This is a genomic window from Arsenicicoccus cauae, assembly GCF_009707125.1.
Taxonomy (GTDB): Bacteria; Actinomycetota; Actinomycetes; order Actinomycetales; family Dermatophilaceae; genus Arsenicicoccus; species Arsenicicoccus cauae.
Window position 1 is genome coordinate 80,118 of the sequence record NZ_WLVL01000017.1, and the last position, 24,276, is coordinate 104,393.

Annotated in this window: 23 protein-coding genes; 7 read left to right on the forward strand and 16 right to left on the reverse strand. The window is 73.5% G+C overall.

The window, feature by feature from the left end; translation table 11 throughout:
* Nucleotides 1-3: 3 nt before the first annotated feature.
* Entirely contained in the window at nt 4-2,280 is a 2,277-nt protein-coding gene (locus GGG17_RS03830; RefSeq protein ID WP_154592535.1) for a heavy metal translocating P-type ATPase, read from the forward strand.
* Nucleotides 2,281-2,570: 290 nt separating this feature from the next.
* Here GGG17_RS03830 and GGG17_RS03835 read toward each other — a convergent pair whose 3' ends face one another.
* The 6 genes from GGG17_RS03835 to serS all read right to left on the reverse strand — a co-directional run bounded on the left by GGG17_RS03835 (nt 2,571) and on the right by serS (nt 8,835).
* Complete coding sequence (locus GGG17_RS03835) at nt 2,571-3,206, reverse strand: VOC family protein (protein ID WP_154592457.1); 636 nt, start codon at nt 3,204-3,206, stop codon at nt 2,571-2,573.
* Between the two features lie 43 nt (nt 3,207-3,249).
* Nucleotides 3,250-4,065: an RNA methyltransferase gene (locus tag GGG17_RS03840; protein ID WP_154592458.1), complete on the reverse strand. Its 816-nt coding sequence runs from the start codon at nt 4,063-4,065 to the stop codon at nt 3,250-3,252.
* Between the two features lie 199 nt (nt 4,066-4,264).
* Complete coding sequence (locus GGG17_RS03845) at nt 4,265-5,065, reverse strand: hypothetical protein (protein ID WP_154592459.1); 801 nt, start codon at nt 5,063-5,065, stop codon at nt 4,265-4,267.
* Between the two features lie 8 nt (nt 5,066-5,073).
* On the reverse strand, nt 5,074-6,510 hold the full coding sequence (locus GGG17_RS03850; RefSeq protein ID WP_154592460.1) for a M15 family metallopeptidase: 1,437 nt from the start codon (nt 6,508-6,510) through the stop codon (nt 5,074-5,076).
* A gap of 186 nt (nt 6,511-6,696) precedes the next feature.
* Nucleotides 6,697-7,479 (reverse strand): HAD family hydrolase, encoded by a 783-nt coding sequence (locus GGG17_RS03855; protein WP_154592536.1) that lies wholly within the window; start codon nt 7,477-7,479, stop codon nt 6,697-6,699.
* A gap of 21 nt (nt 7,480-7,500) precedes the next feature.
* On the reverse strand, nt 7,501-8,835 hold the full coding sequence (gene serS / locus GGG17_RS03860) for a serine--tRNA ligase (RefSeq protein WP_311966400.1): 1,335 nt from the start codon (nt 8,833-8,835) through the stop codon (nt 7,501-7,503).
* A gap of 191 nt (nt 8,836-9,026) precedes the next feature.
* On the opposite strand from serS, the gene GGG17_RS03865 reads away from it, so the two are divergent.
* The 4 genes from GGG17_RS03865 to GGG17_RS03880 are packed head-to-tail and all read left to right on the forward strand — an operon-like array spanning nt 9,027 to nt 12,181.
* On the forward strand, nt 9,027-10,232 hold the full coding sequence (locus tag GGG17_RS03865; protein WP_154592538.1) for a diacylglycerol/lipid kinase family protein: 1,206 nt from the start codon (nt 9,027-9,029) through the stop codon (nt 10,230-10,232).
* Nucleotides 10,229-11,011 (forward strand): phosphatase PAP2 family protein, encoded by a 783-nt coding sequence (locus tag GGG17_RS17070; protein WP_154592461.1) that lies wholly within the window; start codon nt 10,229-10,231, stop codon nt 11,009-11,011. The genes GGG17_RS03865 and GGG17_RS17070 overlap by 4 nt, the downstream gene beginning before the upstream one ends.
* Nucleotide 11,012: 1 nt before the next feature.
* Nucleotides 11,013-11,708 carry a phosphatase PAP2 family protein gene (locus tag GGG17_RS03875; protein WP_154592462.1) on the forward strand — a complete coding sequence of 232 codons (696 nt, stop codon included), beginning with the start codon at nt 11,013-11,015 and terminating at the stop codon, nt 11,706-11,708.
* Entirely contained in the window at nt 11,705-12,181 is a 477-nt protein-coding gene (locus GGG17_RS03880) for an SRPBCC family protein (protein WP_154592463.1), read from the forward strand. Before GGG17_RS03875 ends, GGG17_RS03880 begins: the two co-directional genes overlap by 4 nt.
* Here GGG17_RS03880 and GGG17_RS03885 read toward each other — a convergent pair.
* The 6 genes from GGG17_RS03885 to GGG17_RS03910 all read right to left on the reverse strand — a co-directional run bounded on the left by GGG17_RS03885 (nt 12,150) and on the right by GGG17_RS03910 (nt 18,425).
* Nucleotides 12,150-12,839, reverse strand: a complete 690-nt coding sequence (locus GGG17_RS03885) for a Type 1 glutamine amidotransferase-like domain-containing protein (protein WP_154592464.1) — start codon at nt 12,837-12,839, stop codon at nt 12,150-12,152. The two genes, GGG17_RS03880 and GGG17_RS03885, sit on opposite strands and share 32 nt — an antisense overlap.
* An 81-nt stretch (nt 12,840-12,920) precedes the next feature.
* Nucleotides 12,921-13,853, reverse strand: coding sequence for a prephenate dehydratase (gene pheA, locus GGG17_RS03890; protein ID WP_154592465.1), 933 nt, complete (start codon nt 13,851-13,853; stop codon nt 12,921-12,923).
* A gap of 67 nt (nt 13,854-13,920) precedes the next feature.
* Entirely contained in the window at nt 13,921-15,177 is a 1,257-nt protein-coding gene (locus GGG17_RS03895; RefSeq protein WP_154592466.1) for an ABC transporter permease, read from the reverse strand.
* Entirely contained in the window at nt 15,174-16,055 is an 882-nt protein-coding gene (locus GGG17_RS03900) for an ABC transporter ATP-binding protein (protein WP_289032909.1), read from the reverse strand. The genes GGG17_RS03895 and GGG17_RS03900 overlap by 4 nt, the downstream gene beginning before the upstream one ends.
* Nucleotides 16,056-16,181: 126 nt before the next feature.
* On the reverse strand, nt 16,182-16,799 hold the full coding sequence (locus GGG17_RS03905; protein WP_230082661.1) for a response regulator: 618 nt from the start codon (nt 16,797-16,799) through the stop codon (nt 16,182-16,184).
* A 243-nt stretch (nt 16,800-17,042) separates the two neighbouring features.
* Nucleotides 17,043-18,425 carry a sensor histidine kinase gene (locus GGG17_RS03910; protein ID WP_154592468.1) on the reverse strand — a complete coding sequence of 461 codons (1,383 nt, stop codon included), beginning with the start codon at nt 18,423-18,425 and terminating at the stop codon, nt 17,043-17,045.
* 64 nt (nt 18,426-18,489) lie between these two features.
* Here GGG17_RS03910 and GGG17_RS03915 point away from each other — a divergent pair, with 64 nt between their 5' ends.
* Nucleotides 18,490-20,637, forward strand: coding sequence for a hypothetical protein (locus GGG17_RS03915; protein WP_154592469.1), 2,148 nt, complete (start codon nt 18,490-18,492; stop codon nt 20,635-20,637).
* A gap of 133 nt (nt 20,638-20,770) precedes the next feature.
* Here GGG17_RS03915 and GGG17_RS03920 read toward each other — a convergent pair whose 3' ends face one another.
* Genes GGG17_RS03920 through GGG17_RS03930 form a run of 3 tightly spaced genes read right to left on the reverse strand, consistent with a single transcriptional unit; the run spans nt 20,771 to nt 22,876 of the window.
* Nucleotides 20,771-21,523 carry a glycosyltransferase gene (locus tag GGG17_RS03920; protein ID WP_311966401.1) on the reverse strand — a complete coding sequence of 251 codons (753 nt, stop codon included), beginning with the start codon at nt 21,521-21,523 and terminating at the stop codon, nt 20,771-20,773.
* Nucleotides 21,524-21,535: 12 nt separating this feature from the next.
* The gene (locus GGG17_RS03925; RefSeq protein WP_154592471.1) at nt 21,536-22,399 is read right to left on the reverse strand and encodes a DUF5926 family protein; all 864 of its coding nucleotides are present in this window, start codon (nt 22,397-22,399) and stop codon (nt 21,536-21,538) included.
* A 39-nt stretch (nt 22,400-22,438) separates the two neighbouring features.
* Nucleotides 22,439-22,876, reverse strand: a complete 438-nt coding sequence (locus GGG17_RS03930) for an ATP-binding protein (RefSeq protein ID WP_154592472.1) — start codon at nt 22,874-22,876, stop codon at nt 22,439-22,441.
* Between the two features lie 209 nt (nt 22,877-23,085).
* Here GGG17_RS03930 and GGG17_RS03935 point away from each other — a divergent pair, with 209 nt between their 5' ends.
* On the forward strand, nt 23,086-23,643 hold the full coding sequence (locus tag GGG17_RS03935) for a DUF2382 domain-containing protein (protein ID WP_154592473.1): 558 nt from the start codon (nt 23,086-23,088) through the stop codon (nt 23,641-23,643).
* A gap of 63 nt (nt 23,644-23,706) precedes the next feature.
* Here GGG17_RS03935 and GGG17_RS03940 read toward each other — a convergent pair whose 3' ends face one another.
* Nucleotides 23,707-24,273 (reverse strand): DUF402 domain-containing protein, encoded by a 567-nt coding sequence (locus tag GGG17_RS03940; RefSeq protein ID WP_195849107.1) that lies wholly within the window; start codon nt 24,271-24,273, stop codon nt 23,707-23,709.
* Nucleotides 24,274-24,276: the final 3 nt, after the last annotated feature.

Genomic DNA, 24,276 nt, shown 5'->3' on the forward strand with positions numbered 1-24,276 from the left:
CGTATGACGCCGCGCCCGGCCGCCACCCCGGCCGCCCAGAGCGGCGCAGACCTGCACGAGGTCGACCTCGCCATCGGCGGCATGACCTGCGCGTCCTGCTCGAGCCGCGTCGAGCGCAAGCTCAACAAGCTCGACGGTGTCCAGGCCAGCGTCAACCTCGCCACCGAGAAGGCCCACGTCACCTACCCCACCGCACTCACCGTCGCCGACCTGGTCGCGGTCGTCGAGCAGACCGGCTACACGGCGACCGAGCTGCGCCGAGGCGCAGCGGGCGGACCCCGCGAGGGCCTTGCCGAGACCGAGACGGCGGCCCAGGCCGGCAGCGGTCCGGCATACGGCATCGACCAGGTGATGAGCCGCGCGTCCCTGCGCACCCGGCTCGAGATCGCCCTGCCGCTCACGGTGTTCGTCGTCGTCATGGCGATGGTGCCGGCGGCGCACCACCTGCTCGGCGGCATCCGCCCGTGGGCCGAGCTCGCGCTCACGACCCCGGTCGCGATCTGGGCGGCCTGGCCGTTCCACCGGTCCGCCATCATCAACGCGCGCCACAAGGCCTCCACGATGGACACGCTGGTGTCGATCGGGGTGAGCGCGGCCTTCCTCTGGTCGCTCGTCGCGACTCTGGCGGGCAGCGCCGGCCACATGTACTACGAGGTCGCGGCGGTCGTCACGACCTTCCTGCTCGCCGGCCGCGTCGCCGAGCACCGGGCCCGCACCTCGGGCCGCTCCGCCCTGACCAGCCTGCTCGAGCTCGGCGCCAAGGACGTGGCGGTGCAGCGCATCGACCCGCAGACCCGCTCCACGCGCGAGGTCCGCGTGCCGATCGGGGAGCTGCAGGTGGGCGACCAGTTCGTCGTCCGCCCCGGCGAGAAGGTCGCCACCGACGGCGTCGTCGTCGACGGCACCTCGGCCCTCGACCGCTCGGTCGTCACCGGCGAGTCCGTCCCGGTCGACGTCGGACCCGGCGACGAGGTCACCGGCGCCACCACCAACGCGCACGGCCGGCTCATCGTCCGCGCCACCCGCGTCGGCTCCGAGACGACCCTCGCCTCGATCACCCGCCTCGTCGAGGCCGCCCAGACCGGCAAGGCTCCGGTGCAGCGGCTGGCCGACCGGATCTCCGCGGTCTTCGTGCCGGTGGTGCTGGTCATCGCGGTGCTGACCTTCGCGGGGTGGCTGGTCTCCGGGCAGGGCGCCGCCGCCGCGCTGTCGGCCGCCGTGTCCGTGCTCGTCGTCGCCTGCCCCTGCGCGCTCGGCCTCGCCACCCCCACGGCGCTGCTCGTCGGCACCGGCCGGGGCGCCGAGCTGGGCGTGCTCATCAAGGGCCCGGAGATCCTCGAGTCCACGCGCCGTATCGACACCGTCGTGCTGGACAAGACCGGCACCGTCACGACCGGCAAGGCCACCCTCGTCGACGTGACGCCGAGCGGGCGGCTCACCCCGACCGCCGCGCTGCAGGCCGCCGCCTCCGTCGAGGCCGGCTCGGAGCATCCCGTCGCCCAGGCGATCGTCCGGGCCGCCCAGCAGCGCGGCATCGAGCTGCGGCCGATCAGCGACTTCACCAACCTGCCCGGCATGGGGGCCCGCGCCACCATCAAGGGCACCGAGGTGACCGTCGGCAAGGCGAGCCTGTTCGACGTGGTCCCCGGCGACCTGGAGAGCCTGGACCGGGTTGGCACCACCGTCCACGTCGGGTGGGGTGGCGTCGCCTATGCCGCCCTCACCGTCGCCGACGAGGTCCGCCCCACCTCGCCCGCCTCGCTCGAGGCGCTGCGCGACCTCGGCCTGCGCACGATGCTGCTGACCGGCGACAACAAGCGGACGGCGCGCCAGGTGGCCGAGGAGGTCGGCATCAACCCCGCCGACGTCATCGCCGAGGTGCTGCCGAGCGACAAGCACGAGGCGATCGCGCGCCTGCAGCGCGAGGGCCGCGTCGTCGCCATGGTCGGCGACGGGGTCAACGACGCCGCTGCGCTCGCCCAGGCCGACCTGGGCCTGGCGATGGGCAGCGGCACCGACGTCGCGATGGACTCCGCCGACATCGTGCTCGTGCGACCCGAGATCGGTGCGGTGGCCGACGCCATCGGCCTGTCCCGGCGCACGCTGGCGATCGTCAAGCAGAACCTCGCCTGGGCGTTCGGCTACAACGTCGTGGCGATCCCGCTGGCCGTCCTCGGCCTGCTGAACCCCATGGTCTCCGGCGCGGCGATGGCCCTGTCGAGCGTGCTCGTGGTGACCAACAGCCTGCGGCTCAAGGCCTTTGGGCGGTCGCGCGCCTGACGCGGTCGTATGCGCCCAGCGCCCCCCGCCACCAGAGGCCACGTCTGGTGGCGGGGGGGTCCCGTCATACGGCCAAACCGCCGGGGGCCGGATCATCGACCTGGCGAACGAAGGCCGACGATGTCCCTACCCCCGGCGGGATCATCGACCTGGCGAACGAAGGCCGGTCGATGCCCCTACCCCCGGCGGGATCATCGACCTGGCGAACGAAGCCCGGTCGATGCCCCTACCCCCGGCGGGATCATCAACCTGGCGAACGAAGGCCGGTCGATGCCCCTACCCCCGGTAGGTCAGATGGTGACGTCGCCGGTCGGGGTCTGGAAGGTCACGGCCAGCAGACCCGGGTGACCGGCCGGCGCCACGAACTCGAAGTCGATGACCGACGACGTCGCGTCGGCGTCCATGCCGAGCCAGTCGCGCACGCGATCCGGTGAGCCGCCGATCGTCAGCTGCTTGATGGTGACCTCGCTCGTCGCGTCGGTCGACGGGTGCACGCTGTCCTCGTCCCACTGCACGAAGAACGGCAGCTGCGGGTCGGCGATCAGGCCCTTGACGCCCAGCTGGCGCCAGGTGTGGGTGACGCCGTCGGGGCGGGTCCGGTTGCCGGCCACGGCCTCGCGGCCCACGCGCTGCTCCACCTCGCGGATGTCGTCGACGCACACGACCCACCCCATCCAGCCGCCGCCCTGCTCGGACCGGAGCCGCACCGCCTGGCCGAAGGGTGCCTTGTCGGTCACCGGGTGGTCGAGCACCTCGACGACCTCGACGTAGCGCTCGTGCGCGAGCGGCAGGATGATGTTGCGGGTGCCGAAGCGGGGGTGCACCCCGCCGTAGACCGGGTCCACCCCGAGCCGGGCCGCCAGCCGCTCGGCGGTCGCGATGGAGCCGTCCGGCTCGGCGGCATAGGACACGTGGTCGAGGCGCATGGCCACATGGTGACACAGGTGCTGCCGTGCCCTCGCACCCAGGTCAGCGGGCGGAGGCCCGACGCTGACGCACCGCCTCGTAGATCACGATGGCCGCGGACGTCGCCACGTTGAGGGAGTTGGCCCGCCCCGTCATGGGGATGCGCACCCGCACGTCGGCCGCGGCCATGAAGTCCTCGGTGAGGCCCGCCTTCTCCGTGCCGACGGCGATCGCGACCGGCCCGGTGTAGTCGACGTCGGTGTGCTCGACGGCGGTGTCCGGGGTGGCGGCGACCACGAGCACGCCCCGGGAGCGGCATTCGGCCAGGGTCTGCTCGGTGGACGCGGAGGCGACCGGCACGGAAAAGACCGTGCCCTTGCTCGACCGCACGAGGTTGGGGTTGCCCCAGTCGGTGACCGGGTCGGCCGCGACGACCGCGTGGAGGCCAGCGGCGTCGGCGGTGCGGAGCATGGCGCCGAGGTTGCCGGGCTTCTCGACGCCCTGGCACACGAGCAGGAAGGGGTCGGCCGGCAGCGTCAGCTCCTCGAACCCGCGGCCCACGGACGGCACCACGGCGAGGAAGCCGTCGGGGCCCTCGCGGTAGGCGACCTTCTCGAAGGCGGCGCGGCCCAGCCGCACCACCTCGGCGCCTCCGGCCCGGACGTCCCGCACCACGCGCGACTGCAGGTCAGGGTCGAGCATCAGCTCGGGACAATAGAACAGCGACTGCGGGCGCACCCCCGCCGACAGCGCCAGCTCGAGCTCCTCGTAGCCCTCCAGCAGGGTGACCCCGCTCTCCTCGCGGGCGCGCCGACGGCGCAGCCCGGTCAGGGCGCGCAGCCGCGGGTTGGCCGGGGAGGTGATGACGAGCTCGTGCATAGGGCACCCAGCATGCCACGGGCGGCGCACGACCGGAGGGGCGGGCCCACAGGTCGCGGCGAGGGGATCTCCTGGACCTCGCCCTGGACGCCCTGCAGGGGCGCCGACCCGGCGCCGCCGCGGGCAATGGGGACGTCGGTGATCGCTGAGCGGGCACGAACGTCCCCGCTGCTCCGCGCGGCGGCCCCGACGGGCGCGCTCAGCGCAGCGCGACGATCACGCCGTCGACCTGCAGCGGAGTGAGCGGACCTGCCCCTTCCTGCAGGAGCAAGAAGGTCGCGCGCCGGCCCCGGACGCCGACGACCTCGAGCCAGGTCCCGCTCTCGCCGGCGAAGGTGCGGCGGTCCACGAGGTCGGGGCCGGCCCGCAGCAGCGCGTACGTGAACGGGGCGTCGCCCCGCCCGCGGCAGGACTCGGCCTGGAGGCGATAGAGCTCGACCAGACGAGCGGACCCCTCGTCCGCGAGCTCCAGCGCCACGGTCGTGCCCGACGCCCCACCCGGCCCGCGATAGGTCCCCTCGAGCGCCGCCACCGGGACCGGGTAGCCGGCGGGGACCCCCTGGCACGCCAGGCCGAGGAGCTCGTGGACGGTCGAGCGCGGGTCGCGGGCGTTGACCCAGGTGCCGTTGGGGATGTAGCCGCCGTCGGCACCGTCCCCGGCCGCCGTCGACCACCCGGACGGGCTGGGCAGGGCGCGCTGGTCGAGCGACCCGGCCCTGGTCGCGGCGGGCGCGGTGGGCGTGGGCGGCTCGACGACGGCGGGCTCCTGCGTCGTGACCGCGCCCTGGCCGGGGCCGCCGAACGAGGCGCCGACCGAAGCGGCCGACGGGGCCCCGATCGGCGAGGCGGAGGAAGGGGTCCCGCTCGACGAGGACGCCTGCGCCGCAGCCCTGCTCGTCGTCGTGACCGGCGTCGCCGACCCCGGCGACCCGCTTGAGCAGGCGGCCGTCACCCCCAGCAGGGACACCAGCGCCAGCGCCGCGAGGGGGCGGGCCGGCATACGACCGCTCATCGCTGGAAGTGCTGCCAGTCGAACCCGCTCAGCCAGGTGAACCCGTTGCCGAGCAGCGCCTTGGTGAACGGCGTCGAAGGGGTCAGCATCCCGGGGCGATAGGGGGTGCGCCTGACGTAGGCCTGGCCGTTCTTGGGCAGCCAGACGCCGGAGGGGATGCGGTAGGGGTTCTCGACCGTGTTGATGTCGATCGACGTGCCGTAGCTGTGGGGCGACAGCCGGTAGGGGTTGCCCGTCACGCGACGGCAGTTGAAGCCGTTGGTGTTGTCGTGCTCCATGGAGATGATGTCGTCGCCGCCGTAGACGCTGGCGTCACGCATCTCCCGGATCGGGAAGCGGCCGTCGAACGCGGTCCGGAAGCTGGTGAGGATCGGCGTGACGTTGGCGGTCCGGATGACGAGGCGACCGCGGTGGATCCGCCCGTCGAAGCCCCAGTGGTTCATGTCGATGGTGCGCAGGCTCGCCGGCCCGACGGGGCAGCCCGCGCGGTAGGTGCGGGGAACGTCGGCCGCCACCGTCTGACGGACCACCGGGTTGAGGACGGCCAGCCGGTTCACCGCGCGCGACGGGCTCGCGACGACCCGCCCGCCCGGCAGCGTCATGGCGGTGCGCACGGTGACCACGCCCACCGCCCCTCGGCCATAGGTCAGCGGCAGCGCGAACCCTCCACCAGATCGCGTCGTCCCCACCTGCGAGGTCCGCCAGCCGACCGGCGTCAGGACCTCGGTGCGCACCTGCAGCCCCGCCGCCCGCGGCGTCGCGACCCCACTGACCGTCGGGTCGACCAGCGTGTCCTGGCCCGCCGGGGCGCTCGCCATGATGGCGGCGTCGACGACGGTGGCCGAGGCGACCGAGGATGTGGCCTGGCCCGGCAGCACGGCTCGATAGCTGCTGGTCCCGGCCGGGCCCATCGGGCCGGTCCACGTGAACGCGCCCGTCCGGTCGGTGGTCACCTCCGCGACCTGCCCGTATGCCGAGCCGCCCGGCGCCCGGCGTTGGATGCTGACGCGTGCGCCGGGGCGAGCCGGCAGGGTCGTCCCCACGAGGCGCAGCTGGCCGACCCCGGTGACGAACTGGAGCGGACCCGGGCAACCCGAGCACTGCAGCGAGATCCGCACCTGCCGCGTGTCGTTGGTCTTGGGGGACGTGGGCCGTGGGGTGGGAGGTGACGAGGGCGTGGTGGTGGGTGTGTCGCTCGACGTGGCCGGGGGCGGGGCGGCAGGGGTGTCACGCGGCGCAGTGGTGGGCGCAGTGGTGGAGGTGTCGCTCGGCACGGTGGGTGTGTCCGTCGGCGGCGCGGTCGGCGGGTTGCCCACCGCGGGTTGTGCAGGCGTGCCCTCGACGAGCGCGGAGGCGGATGGCATCACCCCCACCGCTCCGGCGGCGGGCACGAGCACGGCGGCCATGGCGAGTGCAGCAGAACGGCGCATCATCGGTCCCCCAACCTGACTGTCTGTCGATGATAGACACACGCGCGGTCATGTTCAGGGGTCGCCTCATGCTGCCGCATGCCGCAACGGGGACGTCTGTGCCCGGTTTGCGAGCACGAACGTCCCCATGGCGCCGGGCGGGCGGCGGGAGGTGACCAGTCGGCGGGAGGTGACCAGTCGGCGGGGGCGTCAGTCGAGCAGGGACCGCAGCACCGGCACGAGCCCGTCGTCGTCGACGTGCCCCGTGACCTCGTCCGCCGCGGCCTTGACCTCGTCGGGCGCATTGCCCATCGCCACGCCACGCGCGGCCCACGACAGCATCTCGAGGTCGTTGCGCTGGTCGCCGACGGCGACGGTGTCGCGGGGGTCGACGCCGAGCTTGCGGCGCACGAGCTCCAGCGCGGACGCCTTGGAGACGCCCTCGGGTGCGATGTCCAGCCATGCGGAGAAGCCCACGGCATACGACACCCCGTGCAGTCCCACCGCGTGCACCCGCTCCAGGAAGTCCTCGACCGGGGCATCGGGCTGGCGCAGCGTCACGCGCGTGGCGGGGGTGTCGATGAGCTCGTCCCAGCCGACGACGCGGATCTTGCCGTCCAGCTCGCCGTCGGGAAAGGGCGCGTTGACCTTGAAGCCCTTGCCCAGCTCCTCGACCGCGGCCAGGGCGCCGGGCATCTTGTCGCGCAGCAGCCGCAGCGACGGGCCGGGGTCGAAGGTCACGACCTCGGTGAACTTGTAGCCCTTGCGCTTGTGCGGGTCCAGCTTGAGGGTGACGGCGCCGTTGGAGCACACGGCGCGACCCTGCTCGATCCCGAGCGCGCGGATGATCGGCATCGTGGCGACGCAGGCGCGTCCGGTCGCCACGACGACGTGCACCCCGGCGTCCGCCACGGCCTGGACGGCCTCCTGGACGGCAGGGGACAGCTCACGGGCGTGGTTGATGGTGGTGCCGTCGATGTCGAGGCAGACCATCCGGGGGCCGTGGCGCACGGGTCAGCGACCCGATGCCGTCAGGGCCTCGCGGCCACCGAGCCACGGCCGCAAGGCGTCGGGCACACGCACGGACCCGTCGGCCTGCTGGTGGTTCTCCAGGAGGGCGACGATGGGCCGGGTGTTGGTGGCCATCGTGCCGTTGAGCGTCGCGACGACGCGGGTGCCGCTGCCCTGGGGGTCGCGCTCCCGGATGGCGAGCCGGCGCGCCTGAAAGGTTGTGCAGTTGGACGTCGACGTCAGCTCGCGGTAGCGCTCCTGGCTCGGCACCCACGCCTCGCAGTCGAACTTGCGCGCCGCCGGGCCACCGAGGTCGCCGGCCGCGACGTCGATGATGCGATAGGGCAGCTCGAGCGCGTCGAGGATCCGCCGCTCGATGCGCAGGAGGTTGTCGTGCTCGGCCTCGGCGTCCTCGGGGCGGCAGTAGACGAACATCTCGGTCTTTTGGAACTGGTGCACGCGAAAGATGCCCTTGGTGTCCTTGCCGTGGCTGCCCGCCTCGCGGCGGTAGCAGGTCGAGGTCGCGGTGTAGCGCAGCGGGCCGTCCGACAGGTCGATGATCTCGTCGAGGTGGTAGCCCGCGAGGCCGACCTCGGAGGTGCCGGTGAGGTAGAGCTCGTCGGCGGGCAGCTGGTAGACCTCGTCGGCGTGGCTGTCGAGGTAGCCGGCGCCCGCCATCGTCTGCCCCTTGACCAGGTTGGGGACGACGAGCGGGACGAAGCCCTCCTCGGCGGCGATCTGCTGACAGAGCCCCATGAGGGCGTACTCCAGCCGCGCCCCGTCGCCCTTGAGGTAGTAGAAACGGCTGCCCGCGACCTTGGCCCCGCGCTCCAGGTCGATGATCCCGAGCGCCGTGCCGAGCTCGACGTGGTCCTTGACGTCGATCCCCTCGGCCGCGAAGTCCCGTGGCGTACCGACGGTCTCGCGCAGCTCGAAGTCCTCCTCGCCGCCGGTGGGCACACCGTCGACGATGACGTTGCCGATGCGGTGGGCGATGACGTCCATCTCACGAGCGGCCTCGTCGGCGGCCTGCTCGAGCTCCTTGACCTGCGTGCTCAGCTCACCGGCCGTGGCCCGGGCCGCCTCGGCCTGCTGCCTCAGCTGCTCCGCGTCGTCGGCGCCGGCCTTCCTGGCCCGCTGCGCCTGACCCATGAGGGCGCCCACGTCCTTGGACACCGACTTCTGCTCCGCCCGGAGCGCCTCGAACCGGGACTGCGCCGCGCGACGACGCTGGTCCAGCTCGAGGATCTGGTCGACGAGGGTGTCGTCCTCGCCGCGGGCACGTTGCGACTTCCTGACCCGCTCGGGGTCGTCGCGCAGCAGCTTGATGTCGATCACGGATTCAGCCTAGTGGCCTGCGACGACACCCCTCCACCTCGTATGCCGGACGGGCCGGACGCTCGCGTGGTCGCCGCCTCGGCCCCGGTGGCGGGACGCGGCATACGACCCGGGGCCACGAGGCGGCACCGATCGGGCCCAAACGGGGTTGGCCCAGGCATTCGCACGGGTACCGTTCAGGCGTGCCAGACATGTGGATCCTCGTCATCGGCGTCGCCGTCGCCGTCCTGCTGCTCGTGCTCGTCCTCGCCACCCGGGGACGATCGGGTGCAGCGCGGCCGTCGGACGCGGCCGGCAGCTCCGACAGCACCGACAGCACCGACAGGGCTGGTGGCGCCTCGACCGGCGTCGCGAGCGAGACCACCCCCGACCCGGAGCCGCTCCCCCGCGCCGCGGTGATCGTCAACCCCACGAAGTTCGACGACGTCGCCAAGGTCCGCGACGAGGTCCGCGCGCTGTGCCAGGAGACCGGCTGGGACGAGCCGCTCTGGCTGGAGACGACCGAGGACGACCCGGGCTCGGGCCAGACCAAGGAGGCGCTCGACGCGGGGGTCGACGTGATCTGCCCGCTCGGCGGCGACGGGACCGTGCGCACGGTCGGGAGCGAGATGGCCCGCGCCCGCTCCGAGGTCCCGATCGGCCTGCTGCCCGGCGGCACCGGCAACCTGCTGGCCCGCAACCTCGACCTGCCGGTCGACTCGCTGCGCGACGCCCTGGCCATCGCCCTGACCGGCGAGGAGCGCGTCATCGACGTCGGCGTGCTCCGCGTCAACCCTGCCCCGATGGACGGCGAGGGCGAGGTCGATGACCAGCCCGTCGACGCCGAGGCGCTGGCCCCGGAGGACACCGGCCCCGAGGAGCTGCACTTCCTGGTCATGGCCGGCATGGGCTTCGACGCGGACATCATGGCCGACGCGCCCGAGGGCCTGAAGTCCAAGGTGGGCTGGGCCGCCTACCTCGTGTCCGGCGCCAAGCACCTGTGGGGCTCCCAGTTCAAGGCCCAGGTCACGACCGACACCGAGACCTTCTCCCGGCGCACGCGCAGCGTCATCATCGGCAACTGCGGCAAGATCCAGGGCCTGGCGCTCATGCCCGAGGCCCAGGTCGACGACGGCAAGCTGGACGCCCTCATGCTGTCCCCCGACGGTGGCATCGGCTGGGGCGCGGTGCTCCTGCGCCTGGTCACCGCCAAGCGCAAGGGCCACCACCGCGTCACGCACCACACCACCCGCCACATCACCGTCCGGGCCAACCGCGCCGTGCAGGTGCAGCTCGACGGCGACACGATCGGCGAGCGCACGGCCATCACCGCCGACGTCCTGCCGGGTGCCCTGCGCGTCCGGGTCGCCTCCGCCACCCCGGCGACCGGCGCCTCCAAGGAGGACGTCGCCGCGTGAGCCCCGTCCGGCAGATCAGCCTGCGGGGGAGGCTGCGTCGCCACCACGCGCGTCAGCTGGTCCGCGCCGTGATGACCGCCGTCGTCCTCAGCACCCCTGTCATCGCCCTGGCGGTGCTGGTGCAGCAACGCTACGCACCACTGATGGAGCTCGACCAGCGCGCCATCGCCGCCGCCACGGATCTCACCCGCGCCCACCCCGGCCTGCGCTCGGCCCTCGTCCTGTGGCAGGAGATCTGGCAGCCGTGGCGGGCCTACCTCGCCGCGACGCTCGTGTGCCTGTGGACCTGGCGCGCCCGCGGCATGACCGCCCGCTCCTGGTGGGCCTGGATCACGATGATGCTCGGCTGGAACCTCTTCCTGCAGGTCAAGCTGCTCGTGCAGCGGGCCAGGCCGGTGGTGGACGATCCCGTGTCGCACGCGCCCGGCTACAGCTTCCCGTCCGGGCACGCCGCCAACACCGCGGCCATCTGCATGGTCCTGGTCGTCCTGCTGTGGCCGTTGCTGCGGACCCGCGCCCGCCGCACCTGCGCCGTGGTGCTCGCGTCCGTGGCGACCGTGACGGTCCTGCTCGACCGCGTCTACCTCGGCGTCCACTTCCCCTCCGACGTGACCGCCGGCCTGCTCCTCGCGGCAGCCTTCGTCTACGGCTCGTGGCGCGGCTTCGTGCACGTGCCGGCGACCCGCGAGGACGCCGTACCGGCCAACCCGTCCGACCCCACCGACCCCACCGACCCCACCACCGAGCGCACCGACGCTCTCGGGCCGAGGAGAACCTGACATGCCCTTCCTGCTGCGCTACGACCTCGACCGCTCCCACCCCCGGGTCGGTGCGGCGTTCAAGGACCTCCTCGTCCGGGCCATCACGCCAGGGATCGTGCTGTTCCTCGCCATCTACGGCTTCGGCCTGGCCCTGATGGGCCCGCTCAAGAGCTGGGGCACCGCCGAGGAGCCGATCAGCAAGAACCTCGAGGCGAGCCGCACCAGCGTCTGGGACTCCATCACGATGGTCTGGTCGCACATCGGCAACACGGAGTACGCCATCGGCTTCTGCCTGCTCATGATCGCCCTGGTCTGGTGGCGCACCAAGGAGTGGTGGTATGCCGTGATCCCCGGCATCGCCATCGCCCTGCAGGCGAGCATCTTCGTCGCGGCGACCGAGCTCACCGGGCGCCCCCGCCCCCAGGTCAGCAAGCTCGACCCCGCGCCCCCCACCTCGTCCTACCCCAGCGGGCACGTGGGTGCCGCCACCGCGCTCTACCTCTCCCTCGCCCTCATGGCGCACCGCATCGACAACGTGGTCCTGCGCCGGCTCGTGCAGACCGTCTGCGTGATCATCCCGCTCCTCGTGGCCTACGCCAGGGCCTACCGTGGGATGCACCACGTCATCGACATCGCGGTGGGCCTGCTCAACGGCGTCCTCTGCGCGCTGATGGCCTGGCTCTGGTTGCGTCGCAAGGAGGCTCGCTCGTCATGATGGCCCCGCACCACTACCACTTCGACCACGTGTGGCAGGTGCCGCTGCCGCTCGGCGAGGCCTACGACGTCCTCGCGGACGTCGACGGGTACGAGCAGTGGTGGCCCCAGATCCGCGCCACCGAGCCGCTCACGGACGACGCCCGACGCCTGTCCGTACGGTCGCTGATCCCCGTGACCCTCAAGGTCGTGGCGACCAAGCAGATCCTCGACCGCGAGGCCGGGCTGCTGCGCGTCGGCCTCGCCCAGGACCTCGTCGGCTACGCCCAGTGGGACCTGTCCTGGCAGGGTGACACCACCACGGCCGCCCGCTGGACCCAGGACGTCTACCTCACCAACCAGCACCTCGAGCGCATGCCGGTGACCAGCCACCGCCTGCTGCGCATCAACCACACCCACATGATGCGAGCCGGCGAGCGGGGGCTGCGCAAGTACCTCGCCCTCAGGGGAGGCGCGTCATCTGCTGCGCCGTGATGCCGCCCCGGTCCACCCGATAGACCTTGGCGCCGTCGCGCTCGGCCACGCACGCCTGGACCTTGCCGTCGAGGACGTGCAGCGCCGCGCCGTCGTCGGCCGCCCAGCCCACGGGCAGCTCCCCGTCGCGCACCCAGCCCAGGTAGTGCGGGGCCCGCTCCGGCTCGCTGTCGAAGTGCGGCGAGAAGGAACCACGCACGAAGCCCAGCCCCCCGCGCCACGGGTCGACGCCACCGAACGAGTCCGTCGTGCACGCCTCGCACCACACGTTGGCGCCGGCGCTGGTCCCCGCGAACACCACGTCGCGCTCCGCCCGCAGATCCCGCACCGCCTGGCTGACGCCGTGCGCCTCCCACAGCGCCACGAGGTTGACCGTGGACCCGCCCCCGACATACAGCAGGTCGATGTCCCCGAAGCGCTCGAGGGCGTGCCGGGCGTCCTCCCACAGCGTGAGGACCATGGTCTGCACGCCGAGGGCACCGAACGCCGTGAGGAAGCGGTGGACGTACTCCGGGTCGTCCGCCGACGCCGTGGGCGCGAAGCAGACGAGCGGGTTGTCCTTGCCCGTCAGCTCGAGGGCGTAGCGGTCGAGGGCCGTGGCCGCGTTGTCGGGCGACATCGAGAAGCCGCCGCCCCCCATGCAGAGGATGTGGGTCATGGCTCGACCATAGCCAGCGGCCCCGACCGTCGCGCGGCAGGGGTTGCTCCGGCGCGGGTGAGACCGCCCACACCCCGGCGCTCAGGGGGTGCGCAGGGAGCGCAGCCAGGACCGGGCCTGCTGGAAGTCCGTGTCCTGCGTGCCCGCCGCCACCGTCGCCGCGAGTCGGTCTGCCCGCGGGTAGCTGCCGAGGAAGCGCACGTCCGCGCACACCCGCCGCAGCCCCATGAGCGCCTCGCCCACCCGCTCGTCGTCCACGTGCCCCTCGATGTCGATGCTGAAGCAGTAGCGCCCCATCCCCTCCCCGGTAGGACGGGACTCGAGCCGGGTGAGGTTGATGCCGCGCACCGCGAACTGCTCGAGCAGCCCGAGCAGCCCGCCCGGGTGGTCCTCGTGCTGGTAGAGCACCATCGTCGACTTGTCCGCCCCCGTCGGTGCCGGCCCGCCGCCCGGGCGCGACACCAGCACGAAGCGCGTGACGGCGGCCCGGTTGTCGCCGATGTCGCTCGCCAGCAGCTCCAGCCCGTGCACGGTCGCGGCGACGGGCGCGCACACGGCTGCGTCATACGGGGTCTGCTCCTCGACGGCCGTCCCGAGGCCGGCCGCGGCCGCCGCCGTCGACAGGGTCGGCACGTATGCCGCCTCGGGGAGCCGCGTCGACATCCAGCCGCGGACCTGGGCCCAGGCATGGGAGTGGGTGCCGACCGCGCGGACGTCCGCGAGCGTGACCCCCGCCGGCGCCGCGAGGACGAAGGTGATGGGGACCAGCATCTCGCCGACCACCACGAGCGGGTCGCCGGTGGCGAGGGCGTCGAGGGTGGCGCTGACCCCGCCCTCGACGGAGTTCTCGATGGGGACGACCGCGGCATCGACCTCGCCCGCGCGCAGGGCCGCGAGCGCGGAGTCGACCGACCCGTGCGGCACGCGTTCGGCGTCGGGGGCGGACGCCTCGGGCCGCTGCAGCAGGGCCTGCTCGGTGAACGTCCCGGCGGGACCGAGATAGGCGTAGCGCATGTGGACTCCTCGACGCGGACGGACGCCCGCCGCCGCGGGGGCGGGGGCAGGCGTCCACGATCATGGCTCAGTCGGACGCGGTCAGCGCCTGCCTGAACGTCATGCGAGACGAGGTCTGCATGAGCGAGCGGCGGTACATCCGCTCGCCGAGGACCATCGCGACGGCGGCGAAGGCCAGGGTGAGCGCGAGGGCGATGACGCCCTCCCACCACTGCGCCGAGCCGTCCAGGAGGCGCATGGGCATGAGCATCGAGGAGAGCACCGGCACGTAGGACAGCGCCACCCGCCACACCCCCGCCGCCATGAAGGAGGCGAAGAAGCCGATGATCAGCACCATCGTCAGCGGGGTCGTGGTCTGCTGGAGGTCCTCGTTGCGGGTGGCGAGCGAGCCGGCGACGGCCCAGATGCAGGCCAGGGCGAGGAAGCCCGCGAGGAAGAACAGGAGGTACCACACCGCGCCACCGGCGATCCCCGCCAGCATGCTCTTGAGCGGGGTGAAGGACATGCCGATCAACCCGACGCCGACGTAGAGCACGATCTGCCCCATGGCCATCACGGTGTTGCCGAGCACCTTGCCGGCGAGCAGCTGACGGACCGGGATCGCCGAGGCGAGGATCTCGATGATCCGCGACTGCTTCTCCTCGATCACCGACTGGGCGATCTGCATGCCGAACATCAGGGCCGCGAAGTAGAACAGCATCGCGAAGACGAGACCGACGACCCGAGCGGTCATCGTCGTCCCCTCGTCCGTGCCGGACAACGCCCGGGTCGTGACGGCCGTCTGCTCCTGCACCTGCTGGGGCGTCGTGCCGGCCTTGGCGGCGGTGGCCGCGAGGACCTGCGACTGCAGCACCTGTCGCGTCGTGGTCGTGAGGCTGCTGTCCGGCGTGTCCTTGCCCAGCAGCTGCCAGCCCTGCCCGGACCGCACGACGGCCACGTCGGCCTTGTCCTCGGTGACCAGCGACTCTGCGGCGGCCTGGTCGGCGACCTGGGTGACCTCGACGGCGTCGTCCTGGTCCGCGCCCTTCACGGCGGCGCCGACCGCGTCCGCGAGGGCCCTGCCCTCCGCCGAGACGACGGCGATCCTGGTCGTGGTGGACCGGCTCGCCATCCACCCCTGCAGGCCCATCACCCCCACGAGCAGGAACATCGTGACCAGGGTGCCGACCAGGAAGTTCTTGTCCCGCAGCTTGACCGCCATTTCCCGGGCGGCGACCAGCTGCCAGGCGTTGCGGGGCGCGCGGCCTCCGCCCGGGGCCGCGGCGCCCTGAGCTGCCGGCGTCGACGGGGAGGGATGCGTCCCGGGGGCCATCTGGGTGCTCATGCCGTCACCTCTCGGTAGATCTCGCTCAGGTTGGGGCGCACGCGGGCGAACTCGGTGACCGTACCGCGCGCGAGGGCCTCGGTCAGCAGGTGGCGGTCGGCTCCCGGCTCCAGCAGCTCTACCAGCGCCGCGGCCCCGTCCACGTCGACGACGTGCAGCCCTGGCTGGGACCGCACCCATCCGGCGTCGCCGCCCAGGACGATGCGATGACGCTGCGGCCCCCTCGACCGCAGCTCGTCGGCGGTGCCCTGGGCGACGACGCGGCCCTTGCTCAGCACGACCAGTCCGTCGCACAGACGGTCCACGAGGTCGAGCTGGTGGCTGGAGAAGAGCACGGGCACGCCGGTGCGGGTGTGCTCTCGCAGGAGGTCGACCATCGTGTCGACGCTGGCCGGGTCGAGCCCGGAGAACGGCTCGTCCAGGATCATCACGCGGGGCCGGCTCAGCACGGCCGCGGCGATCTGCACGCGCTGCTGGTTGCCGAGCGACAGCGACTCGAGCTTGTCCTTGGCGCGGTCACCCAGGCCGAACCGCTCGAGGTGCTCGTCCGTCGCCCGCTGGGCGTCCGGGCGAGACATCCCGTGCAGCCGACCGAGGTAGACGAGCTGGTCGGCGATCCCCTGCTTGGGGTAGAGGCCGCGCTCCTCGGGCATGTAGCCGAACGTGCGGCGGTCCGCGGTGGTCACCTCGTGACCGTCCCAGCGCACCTCGCCCTCGTGGATCTGCAGCAGGCCCATGATCATCCGCATGGTCGTCGTCTTGCCGGCGCCGTTGCCGCCGACGAAGCCGAGCAGCTGCCCCCGCGGCACCGCGAAGGACACGTGGTCCACGGCGGTGTGGTCGCCGAACCGCCGCGTCAGGTCCTGGACCTCGATCACGTCTCACCCCTCCTCGTGCGAGTGGCCCCGGAAGTGGTTCTTCCGGCATACGGCCTGCTCGCACCACCCAACCTAGGAGGCCGCGAGGGTGGGCACCTCCCCCGCGAGGATGATCTCGACGCGGGGCTACTCCCCCGGCTGGATGAGCCCGGACTCGTAGGCGAGGACCACGGCCTGCACCCGGTCCCGCAGGTGCAGCTTGGCCAGGCAGCTGGACACGTGCGTCTTGACGGTCGCCTCGCCGACGAAGAGCTCGCGGGCGATCTCGGCGTTGGACAGCCCCCGGCCCACGAGGACGAGCACCTCGCGCTCGCGCTCGGTCAAGGTGGCGAGGGCGGCGGTATGCCGGCCGCCGGCCGCCGGCCCGGTCGGTGCAGGGCCCTCGGCTGCCGCCATCTGGGCGATGACCCGGCGGGTCACCTCGGGCGCGAGCAGGGCGTGGCCGAGACCGACCGCACGGACGGCGTCGACGAGCTGGTCGGGGTCGGCGTTCTTGAGCAGGAACCCGCTGGCGCCCGCCCGCAGCCCGTCGAACAGGTAGTCGTCGTTGTCGAAGGTCGTGAGGATCAGGACCTTGGCGAGGTCCTCGGCCGCGATCGCCCGTGTCGCCTCGATCCCGTCCATGACCGGCATCTGCACGTCCATCAGGACCACGTCGGGGCGCAGGCTGCGGGCCTGGTCGACGGCGACCGCGCCGTTGGCAGCCTCACCGACGACCTCGAGGTCGTCCTCGACCGACAGCATCAGCCGGAAACCGTTGCGCACCAACGCCTGGTCGTCCGCGAGCAGCACCCTGAGCGTGGTCACGCCCGGTCCTTCGGTGCGCGGCCGGGCGCTGGTGCTGATGTCGGTGCTGGCGCCGGCTCTGGTCCGGCCGCCGGCGGTCGAGCTCCCCTGGTCGTCCCCCATGGCCGCCACCCTAGCGACCGCCAGGGTGACGGGCGGGACGAGGCCAGGGCCGCGGCGGGGCCACGATGGTCGGCACCGTCATGAGCCCGCGGCCAGGGGGAACCTGACCCGCACGCGGTAGCCACCGGTCGCCCGGGGTCCGATCTCGGAGGTGCCGCCGTGCGAGGCGATGCGTTCGCGCATGCCGAGCAGCCCCAGCCCGGACCCGGACGTGCCCGAGCGGGGTCGCCCCTCGTCGAGCACCTCCGCCTCGACGAACCTGCGCCCCGCCTCGCGGTCGATCCGCACGACCACGGCCGCGGTGTGCGCGGTGGAGTGGCGCCGGACGTTGGCCAGCGCCTCCTGGACCGTCCGGTAGATCGACAGCCCCACGGGCATCGGCACCTCCGTGAGCGCACCAGGCCGGTCCTCGACCACCTGGTAGGTGACGGTGAACCCCGGGCTCGACGCGGCGTGGACGAGCTCGGCGACCTGGTCGACACCGGGCTGGGGGGCGCGATCCGGGCCGGTGCCCTCGGCCCGCGCGTCGTCGCCGGGGGTGCCCGCGATGCGGTCGGTGCGGCGCAACGTGCCCAGCAGCCCGCGCATCTCGCCGACGGCCTGGCGCGAGGACTCCTCGACCTGGCCCAGCGCTGCGGCCGCGGCCTCGGGGTTGCGGTCCAGGACGCGCCGCGCGGCCGCGGCCTGCACGCCCATGACGGACACGTGGTGGGCGACGACGTCGTGCAGCTCCCGGGCGATCCGCAGCCGCTCCTCCACCACCTTGCGGTCGGCGAGCTCGTCGGCCTGCTGCTCGAGCTGGACGGACTGGCGCTCGAGCTGGTCGCGCGAGCGCGCCTGCCGCCACGCGGCCTGGCCGCCGACGATGCCGCCGCCGAAGTAGACGAGGTTGGTGAGCACGTCGAACGCCACGGCCGCCGGGACGAGCGGGAACAGGCCGTGCGCGGGCCGGGCGTCCTCGCGACGGTCGAGGATCTCCTGCACGGCCGTGCCCAGGGCGTACTGCCACGCGATCCAGCCGAACATCAGCACGAGGACCGCCGCCACCAGGCCCACCATCGCGCGTCGCGAGCGCGCCCAGGCCACCCCGGTGAACAACGCGAAGACGTAGACGCACTGCATCGTGAACCCCCGCATGACCTCGCTCACCGTGATGCCGACGAGGAACATGTGCAGCTGCAGGAGCCCCATGACGAGCAGCGGGTGGCTGCGCCGCCAGACGAGCGGCAGCGTGCCGAGCGCGATGAGCAGGTGCTGGACCCAGACCGGGTGGTCGACGTAGCGGGGATCCGCGATGCTGCGCACGAGCTCCATGCCGAGCGCTCCCCAGACCCACAGCGCCAGGGCGATCCACAGGTCGTTGCGCCGCTGCGCGGCCGTCGGCCTGGGGCGCTCCCACAGGTCGTCGACGGCGAAGAACGCCCGGAGGCGCTCGCCCGCAACGGTCAGGGAGGTGGTCATGCGCGAGATCCTAGGGGCGCCTGAGAGGAGAGGGGATGTCAGGGGTGCGTCCTAGGCTGACGCCGTGACCCTCCCCTCCCGCCTGCTCGCCCTGCTGGGCCGTATGACGACCCTGTGCGTCGTGCTGCTCGGCGTGGTCGCCGGGACCGGGGCCGCCGCAGGCGCTCCGCAGGCGTCTGCCCGCGCCGCCGCGGCCACCGAGCGGCCGGCCCCCGGACCAGTGGTCGTGGTGGGCATGCCGGGTCTGGACGCCGAGGACCTCGACCCCGCCCGCACCCCTCACCTGTGGTCGATGCTGGAGCATGGCGCATCGGCCTCGTTGATCGTGCGGTCGGTGCACCTGACGACCTGCCCGGTCGACGGGTGGCTCACGCTCGGCGCCGGCGGGCGCGCGGCCCAGCCCGACCAGGGTGACGACCCCCGTCCGCCCTGCTCGGCGATCCCGGCGGTGGGCGAGGGGGGCGTGCTGACCGGGTGGCAGCGCTATGCCGACGCGGCGGCCCGCACCCGCCAGGCCAGTCGGCTCGGCAGCCTCACGACGACGCTGCGGCAGCGCGGGGACTGCGTCTCGGCGATCGGGCCCGCAGCGGCGGTCGGCGCCGCCGACGGCGACGGTCGGGTGGGCCGGGCGACGGCATACGCGCCGGCGACCCTGCCGTCCGACCTGGCCCGCTGCCCGGTCACGCTCGTCGACCCGGGCGGGCTGACCACCCGCGACCGGGATGCCCGGGCGGCCCAGCTGGCGGGCCTGGACGCGCGGCTCGGCGAGGTGCTCGCCGCCGCACCCGAGCGCGTCACCGTCATCGTCGCGGGCCTGGCCGACGACGGGCCCGCCGAGCGCGTGCGCGTCGTCCTCGAGCGCGGCCCGGACATCGTGCCCGGCACGCTGCGGTCCTCAGCTACCCGTCAGGACGGCGTGGTCCTGCTGACGGACCTGGCCCCCGAGACCGTCGCGCTGCGCGGCGGCACCCCGCCCGTCGCCTGGACCGGCGAGGCGTGGACCGTCCTGCCCGACGAGGGGGCGGCGGAGGATCGCCGCGACGCGATGGTCGACACCGCGCAGGCAGCCCACCGGGTGCAGCCGCTCGCCGACCCCTTCTTCAAGACCTGGGCGATCGGGCAGCTCGTGCTCTACCTCGGGGCGTTGCTCCTCGCGCGACGCCGGTCCGCCGACGACACGACGCGCTCGAGGCTGGCCCGCGGCGTGCGGGCAGTCGCCGTGGTCGCGGCCTGCGTGCCCGCCGCGACCTACCTGGCGGGGCTGGTGCCGTGGTGGCGGGTCGGGCCCCCGCTGCTGACGCTCAGCGCCGTCGTGGCCGCCATCGCGCTGGTCCTCGGGTCCGTCGCGCTCGTCGGCCCCTGGCGCCGTCATCCCCTCGGGTCGCCCGCAGCGGTCGCCGCTCTCACGGTGATGGTCATCGCGGGTGACGCCGTCACCGGCTCGCACCTCACCCTGTCGACCCTCATGGGCGAGCAGCCGACGATCGGCGGGCGGTTCTACGGCCTCGGCAACGTCGCGTTCGCCCTGCTCGCGACCGCGACCCTGCTGCTGTGCGTGGCCGTGGCCGACCTGGGCGCGCGACGGGGGCATCCGCGAGCCGGCGCCCTCGCCGCGCTGGCGATCGGGCTCGTCGCGGTGGTGGTGGACGGGTCGCCCTCCTGGGGGGCCGACCTCGGCGGGCCGGCAGCACTGCTGCCCGCCGTCGCCGGCCTGGTCGTCGTCGCCCTCGGGCTGCGCCTCGGCTGGGGGCGCGTCCTGCTCGTCGGCGTCGTGACGGTCCTGGTCCTCGTGGGGCTGGCGGTGGCGGACTACCTGCGCCCCGCGTCGTCCCGCACGCACCTCGGGCGGTTCGTCCAGACGGTGCTGGACGGCGGGGCGGTGGACGTCGTCTCCCGCAAGGCCCAGCAGAACCTCGACCTGCTCACCGGGTCACCGCTGGCGACGCTCATCCCCGTCGGCCTGGCCCTGGTGGTCATCGCTCTGCTGAGACCACGCTCGGCGCTGGGGCGGCCTCTCCTGCCGGCCTACGAGCGGGTGCCGCTGCTGCGCCCCGGTCTGATCTGCATCGTCGTGATGTGGCTGATCGGCTTCGTCATGAACGACTCCGGCACCGCCATCCCCGCCGTCGGCGCCACGGTGCTCGTGCCCCTGATCATCGCCATCGTCCTGGACGCTCGACGGACCGACCAGCAGCCGGCGCCGAGACCCTGACCGGACCAGCGCCGCCGATCGGCGCCTCGCGTCAGCGTCCGTGGTCGGATCGCGCTGCCTGATCGTCCTCGGACGGCACGACGAGCGAGGCCGGGTGCTGGCGGCCGTCTGGCCACCGCGACGAGGTGAACGATCAGTCCGGCGCCCGTCGACCGGCCCGGCGGGCACGCAGACGTCGCACGGCGAGCGCCCGCCACACGTCGCGGTACTGCGCGGCGCGATGGAGCTGCCCGCGCCAGTCCGAGCCGGTGACGCGGTGGTGCAGCGCGCACGGCACCTCCACCACCCGCAGGCCCGCAGCGAGCACGTCGATCGTCATGGCGGTCTCGACGCCCCACCCCGCAGCGAACGGCTGCGCCGCGTCGTAGGCCTCACGGCTCAGGCAGCGCATCCCCGACAGCGGCTGCGTGGGCGTCCACCCCGTCAGCGACCGGATGCCCTCGCGCGCCAGGCGCACCACGAAGCCGCGGCCACCGCCGGCCGACCGCTGCGGCGGCAGGGTCGCGATCGCCAGGTCCGCCTCGCCGCCGGCCACCGGCGGCACGAGCACCCCCACCTCGACCGCGGAGTCCTCGAGGTCCGCGTCGACGAAGAGCAGCAACCGACGCTCGGCCCCGGCCCGGCCTTCGTGCTGGTCGCGCCGCTCGACGACGGCGGCCCCGGTCTGCATCGCGGCGGCCTTGCCGCGGTTGCGGAAATGCCGCGCGACCACGGCCCCCGCCTGACGGGCGACGGACTGCGTGTCGTCGCGGGAACCGTCGTCCACGACGACGACCAGGTCGACGCCGGGGAGGGAGGCCGCAGCCCTGATCGTGGCGCCGATCCGCTCGGCCTCGTCCTTGGCCGGTATGACGACCGCCACCGGCCGCCCGTGGTCACCGCTCACGGCGGACCCCAGTCAGCGCAGGGTGATCTGGCGGCTCAGCAGGCCCGAGCGAGCCCGCCGCTCGTCCGCCGACAGCGGCGTGCTGTCGGCCAGGGCCTCGGCATACCGCTCCTGCATCCGCTGGGTGGGCTCCGAGAAGGACGCGGGGTCCGCCCCGGGGTCGACCTCCCAGACGGGGATGAGGAGGCCACAGGCGCGGAACGCGCCCAGCAGCCGGTGGGTGTCGGTGAGGGCGCTCTCGCCGCGGGCGTGCAGCCGCGCGAGGGCGTCGGTGGCGGCGTCCTCGTCGTCGGGGAGCACCTGGCGGACGTAGGCGCGGTCACCGATCAGGCACCAGTAGGCCGAGCGGACGCCGTCGAGCTTGACGGTGGGGATGGCGCTGTCGTTGGCGCGCTGCAGGGACTCCCGTCCCTCCTCGTCCAGGTCGCCGTCGCCCACCCAGAAGTCGAAGCCCTCGTGCACCGTGATCTCGAGGGCTGCAGTCGGGTCGAGGAGGTCCTGCAGGCGCGGGGTGTCGGCGGTGGCGAGGGGCAGCGTCGCCACCGGGCTGCCCGGCTCGGTCTCGGCGGCGGCCAGCAGCACCTGGGCGAGGTCGCGACCGGCGTCGCCGCTGCTCGTGCCCGACTGCAGACCCACGAGCACCTCGCCGTCCGCCCTGCGCAGCCCGGGCCAGGCCAGGGGCAGCACGGTCACGAGGGTCGCGGTCGACACCTCCCCCACCGGCTCGCGCAGCGTCACCGCGGCCGTGGCCGCCGGCACGATCTCGCGCATCGCCACGAGGTCGGTCTCGCCCACCAGGCCCTCGAAGGGGCGGCGCGCGAACGGTGCCGGACGGGTCTTCTTGGTGTCGCCCTTGCGACGAGATGCCTTGCCCATGCAGGTCACCCTAGCGGGGCGCCAGGGTGCCGGCCGGTGTCAGCGGGTGCGGCGTCGGGACGGGCCGCCCAGCGCGGCCCAGACCGTGCGGGAGCCGTTGGGCTGGTCGAGGTAGCCCCACTCGTGGGCGTAGGCACGCACGATCCGCAGCCCGCGACCGCGGGTCTGCCAGGGGGTCTGCCGCACGGGGTGGGGCGTGGACGAGGACCCCCCGTCGGTGACGTCCACCTCGACCACCCCCTTGCGCAGGGTCCAGTGCACCCGCAGGACGTCGCCCGGCATCGGACCGGCGTGCTGCACGGCGTTGGCGACGAGCTCGGAGACGACCTGGACGGCCTCGTCGAGGGTCGTGTCGTCGACCCGTTCGTGCTCCAGACTGGCCCTCAGGCGGGAGCGCGCCTGCTCCGCGGAGGCGGCGTCCCAGGGGACGGTCACGGTCTGGTCGACCTCGTCCAGGTTGCGCACCCGCGGCGGCATGGGCCCCTCCGTCTTCTTCCTGCGTCTCGTCGGTTCGTCAGCGCACGTCGTCGTCGCACGTCGTCGTCGCACGGATACCCCGCGAGGCGTGCGGGGAACCCTCGTGCCCCAGGCTCCGCGCGGCCGGACCGGCCAGCGCGGGCGCATAGGGGCCGGTGGCGAGGGGTAGGTGAGCGGGACATCCGTCGCCGCGAGCCAAGGGAGCCACCATGAGCGACCAGCAGGACATGCGCACCGAACGATCCCACGAGGGCCTCGGCCGTGAGCGCGACCGGCACGACGTCCCGGTCTCGGTCACCCGCAGCGAGGAGGAGCTGCTCGTGACGACCCGCCCGGTCGAGACCGGTCGGGTCCGCGTGTCCAAGCGTGTCGTCACGGAGGAGCGCACGATCACCGTGCGCCGCGAGGAGCTCGTCGTCGAGGAGCTCCCGGCCCGGGCCGAGCTGCCCGCTGACCACGACGGGGTGTCGAGCGGCCAGGATCGGCTCAACCCGGCCAAGGAGGCCGCGCTCGCTGCCGGCGAGGCGCACCGGCCCCAGGGCCACCGGGACGACGATGGCGAGCTGCAGCAGGACGCGGCCATCGAGATGGTCCTGCACGAGGAGCAGGTCGTGACGCGGGTGGTGCCGATCGAGCGCGTCCGGGTCTACGTCGACCGGGTGACCCGCGAGCAGGTCGTCGAGGAGGACCTCGCCAAGGAGGTCGTCACCATCGAGCGCGACGACGCCCCGGGCACCGACGACCGCGCGCGCCGCACCGACCGCTGACCGGCCCACCGGCCCACCGGCCCACCGCTGGCCCGGACGGCGGGCAGGCAGGCCGGCTGAGCGCTAGGGCGCTGACCGGCCCGGGATCGGCCGGTCGAGCCAGCCCTCCGCCACCGTCGCGAACGGCTCCGCCTGCGTCTCGACGAGCACGAGCACCCGTCGCGCCTCGGCCTCGGCCGACGTGACGAGCTCCGGCGGGTAGGCGAACTCGACCTGGTGGTCGGCGAACTCGTCCTCGTCGTCGACGTAGATCCGACCGTTACGGCGCTCCACCACGTCCAGGTCGAGGTCCACCATCGAGACGGTGGCCGTGCCGTCGACGCGTGACCACAGCGGCACGGTCGTGATGTCGACGTAGTGCCGCACCTTGTGCGGGTCGGCGTTGGTGGTGAGCACGTGTCCGGACTGGAGCGGCACGCAGACCACGCTGTAGTGCTCGTTGTCGAAGGACCGCCCGGGACGGGCGATCGGGGCGCCGACGGGCACCGCGACCCAGTGGCCGTGCTCGTCCCGGCCGAGGTAGGCACCGTCATACGTCCAGTGCTGGCTCCCGTCCCACTTGACGAAGCGGATCGCGACGGGCTCGCCCTCGACGAGGGTCAGGGGCCCTGGAGGCTGCTGGTCGGTCACCTG